The sequence below is a fragment of the Salinicola salarius genome (assembly GCF_002179555.1).
Classification (GTDB): Bacteria; Pseudomonadota; Gammaproteobacteria; order Pseudomonadales; family Halomonadaceae; genus Salinicola; species Salinicola salarius_A.
In genome coordinates this window covers 1-3,380 of record NZ_NHOU01000077.1, presented here as the reverse complement: position 1 = coordinate 3,380, position 3,380 = coordinate 1, and the positions used below count along the sequence as shown (strand labels likewise).

Annotated in this window: 3 protein-coding genes; 2 read left to right on the top strand and 1 reads right to left on the bottom strand. The window is 56.9% G+C overall.

Features of this window, described 5'->3' with window-relative positions; translation table 11 throughout:
- Nucleotides 1–42: 42 nt before the first annotated feature.
- Nucleotides 43–732, bottom strand: a complete 690-nt coding sequence (gene csiR / locus CCD76_RS18955; protein ID WP_087721051.1) for a DNA-binding transcriptional regulator CsiR — start codon at nt 730–732, stop codon at nt 43–45.
- A 175-nt stretch (nt 733–907) separates the two neighbouring features.
- Between csiR and glaH the strand changes: the two genes are divergently transcribed.
- Entirely contained in the window at nt 908–1,870 is a 963-nt protein-coding gene (gene glaH / locus CCD76_RS18950) for a glutarate dioxygenase GlaH (protein WP_087721050.1), read from the top strand.
- Nucleotides 1,871–1,997: 127 nt separating this feature from the next.
- Nucleotides 1,998–3,194, top strand: a complete 1,197-nt coding sequence (gene lhgO, locus CCD76_RS18945; protein ID WP_087721049.1) for an L-2-hydroxyglutarate oxidase — start codon at nt 1,998–2,000, stop codon at nt 3,192–3,194.
- Nucleotides 3,195–3,380: the final 186 nt, after the last annotated feature.

Here is a 3,380-nt window from a genome sequence, read left to right as displayed (position 1 = left end):
CCGAAGCTTCACAGCAATTACGGCTGTAGTACTAAGTAGTTTTCACACCAAGCCGCGGTCCTTTAATACCTGCTTTATTACCGGTACCGGTGTCATTAAATGCTCGTGCATCATCTCACGGGCTCGCGAAGCGTCACGGGCCAGAATCACATCGATGAGCGAAGCATGCTCTCGACGTTTAGTTTCTAGAGCTTCCTCTGAGAATACTGTCTGGCATAGCCATAGGTGGCGATAGCGCTCGGCCTGATCGAACAGCGCTTCACGTGCTTGCAGGAGATGTGGAGAACGGCAACCTGCAGTAACAGCGCTATGGAATGCCTTGTGGCGCGCATCCCAGATATCAAGCATTTCATCGGCGCTATTGATCTCCATCACCTTGGCCAGCGTATGGGCTTTGGCGAGTATTTCCGCTTCCCAGTTGTCGTCTCCTCGGGCGATGGCTAGCTCCAGCACCAGCCCCTCTAGATGGGCACGAGCATCGTAGATGTCCTCAAGCTCTTGAGTCGACATCCCGGCGACACGATAGCCGCGTTGACTTATCGCCGTGACCAGCCGCTCGCTGACCAACTGAGATAGCGCTTCACGCATGGGACCGACGCCGAGGCCGTAGCGTAATTTCAAGCGGCTCATCTGCAGCTTTTCGCCAGGTGCATAGACGCCACGGATAATATCGCGCTTCAACTGCTGATAAGCACCGATGGCGAGATTGGGTCGTGGGCTGACGCTGGTCATGTCATGATTCCATAAGGATATCAACCAATCATAACGGAATTTCTAAGTGGCAGAAAAGAACGAAATAATCATACTTTGGCGCTAGGGTAAAAAAATTTTGACCAATTTGATAAATGTAGATATTTTTATTGGCGTAGGCTTCGAAACTACTCTCGAGATTCCCAGGAGGTTAGCAATGACCGCTCTGACCCAGATCACCGAAACTGCCACGTATGGCTTCACCCTTGCTCCCTCGCCACAGTCCCCGCGCCTGCTGACGCTGACCTTCGAGGAAAAGATCGTCAGGGCTTTCCTCGAAGCCGTGGGAGAATGGCCAATTCAAGCATTGGAGTATAAGTCAATGCTGCGCTTCCGCGTGGCCAAGCTTCTGGATGATATATGTGGTAATACACTACAGCCGCTGCTGATTGATACGTTGGTCGATCGAGACACGGGTGGTCTGTTGGTGACTCCGGAGGGACTCGATCGGGTTGAGCAGGCTGACGATATGGTCAAGTTCGCCACTGCAGTGGCGCACTGCTTCGGCCGCTCCAATTTCGATGCCATGAGCGGCCAATACTACGCGCGTTTCGTGGTTAAAAACGTTGACAGCTCAGATAGCTACCTGCGCCAGCCGCACCGCATCATGGAGCTGCACAATGACGGTACCTTTGTCGAGCAGGACACCGACTATGTGCTGATGATGAAGGTTGATGAGCAGAACATGGAGGGTGGCAACTCGCTACTGCTACATCTAGACGATTGGAGGGAGCTGGATCGCTTTTACCGTCACCCCATGGCTCGCCGCGAGATGCGCTGGGCCTCGCCGCCGAGCAAGAATGTTGGTCACGACGTCTATCATCCGGTCTTCGATGTCGACGTCGAGGGGCGGCCGGTGATGTCCTACATTGATCAGTTTGTGCAGCCATGTAACTTCGAGGAGGGCAACTGGCTGACCGATATGTCGGAATCCCTAGAGAGCAGCGAGGCACGCCTCTCAGTACCGGTACCAGTGGGGAGCTTCCTGCTCATTAATAATCACTTTTGGTTGCATGGCCGGGATCGCTTCACCCCGCACCCTGACCTGCGCCGAGAGCTGATGCGTCAACGTGGTTACTTCACTCATAAGCAGACATTGGCCAATCCCAAGCACACCTAAGAATCCAAGCTAAAGGCGCCTCACGGACTTCATATCCCTCCAAACGGTGAATGGCCGGTAAGCCTCGCCTACCGGTCATTTACTACATAGATGCGGCGATTCAACAAATTAGAAGTGAGAGGGCTCGGTGTACGACTTCATCATTATCGGCGGGGGCATCCTCGGCATGTCCACCGCCATGCAGCTCATCCGGGCCTATCCCGATCGCAGGATGCTCCTCGTCGAGAAGGAGGACGGCCCGGCCCGGCACCAGACCGGCCACAACAGCGGCGTGATCCATGCCGGGGTCTACTACACCCCGGGCAGCTTGAAGGCGCGCTTCTGCCTGGAAGGCAACCGCGCCACCAAGGCCTTCTGCGATGAGCACGGCATCGCCTATGATGAGTGCGGCAAGCTGCTGGTGGCCACCAACGAGCTCGAGATGCAGCGCATGCAGGCGCTGTGGGAGCGTACCGAGGCCAACGGTCTGGAGCGTTACTGGCTGAACGCCGACGAGCTGCGCGAGCGCGAGCCCAACATCACCGGGCTGGGGGGTATCTTCGTGCCTTCCAGCGGCATCGTCAGCTACGCCGAGGTCGCCGCCGCCATGGGTCGCGAGTTCGAGGCCGCCGGCGGCGAGATCCGTTACTCCACGCCGGTGACCGGCCTGGAGGAGCGCAGCGACGAAGTAGCCGTGAAGACCGGTCAGGGCGAGTTCACGACACGCCATCTGGTGTCCTGCTCGGGGCTGATGGCCGACCGGGTGGTGCGTATGCTGGGTATCGAGCCGGACTTCACTATCTGCCCATTCCGCGGCGAGTATTACCTGCTGCCGCCGGAACATAATCGCATCGTCAATCACCTGATCTACCCCATTCCCGACCCGTCGATGCCGTTTCTCGGCGTGCATCTGACGCGCATGATCGACGGCACCGTCACGGTCGGCCCCAATGCGGTGCTGGCCTGGAAGCGTGAGGGCTACAGGAAAAGCGACGTGTCGCTGGCCGACAGCCTGGCGATGCTGACCAATCCGGGCATCCGCAAGGTGCTCCGGGCCAACCTGCGTCCCGGGCTGATCGAGCTGAAGAACTCACTGTACAAGAAGGGCTATCTGGAGGAGGTGCGCAAATATTGCCCCCGCCTCACCGAGAGCGATCTGACGCCCTACCCGGCCGGTGTGCGCGCCCAGGCGGTGTCCAACGACGGCAAGCTGGTCGACGACTTCCTGTTCGTCAACACCCGGCGTACCGTCAACGTGTGCAATGCGCCGTCACCGGCGGCAACCTCGGCGATTCCCATCGGCGCTCGCATCGTAGAGCAGATAAAAACTCAAATTGGCGGCTAAAAAATATATACCCAGTTGGTATAATTGATGCCAATGGATAAAAATGTAGAAATAGTGATGAGTTAGTTTCTATTGTCAGCGCCGTGCAGCTTTGCTTAGCGCCACAGCGGCAGTAATGACACTCTTGGGATTATCACCTACAACAGATGCCGGAATGAAGTGGTCCCCGAAATTCGGACCAGGCGC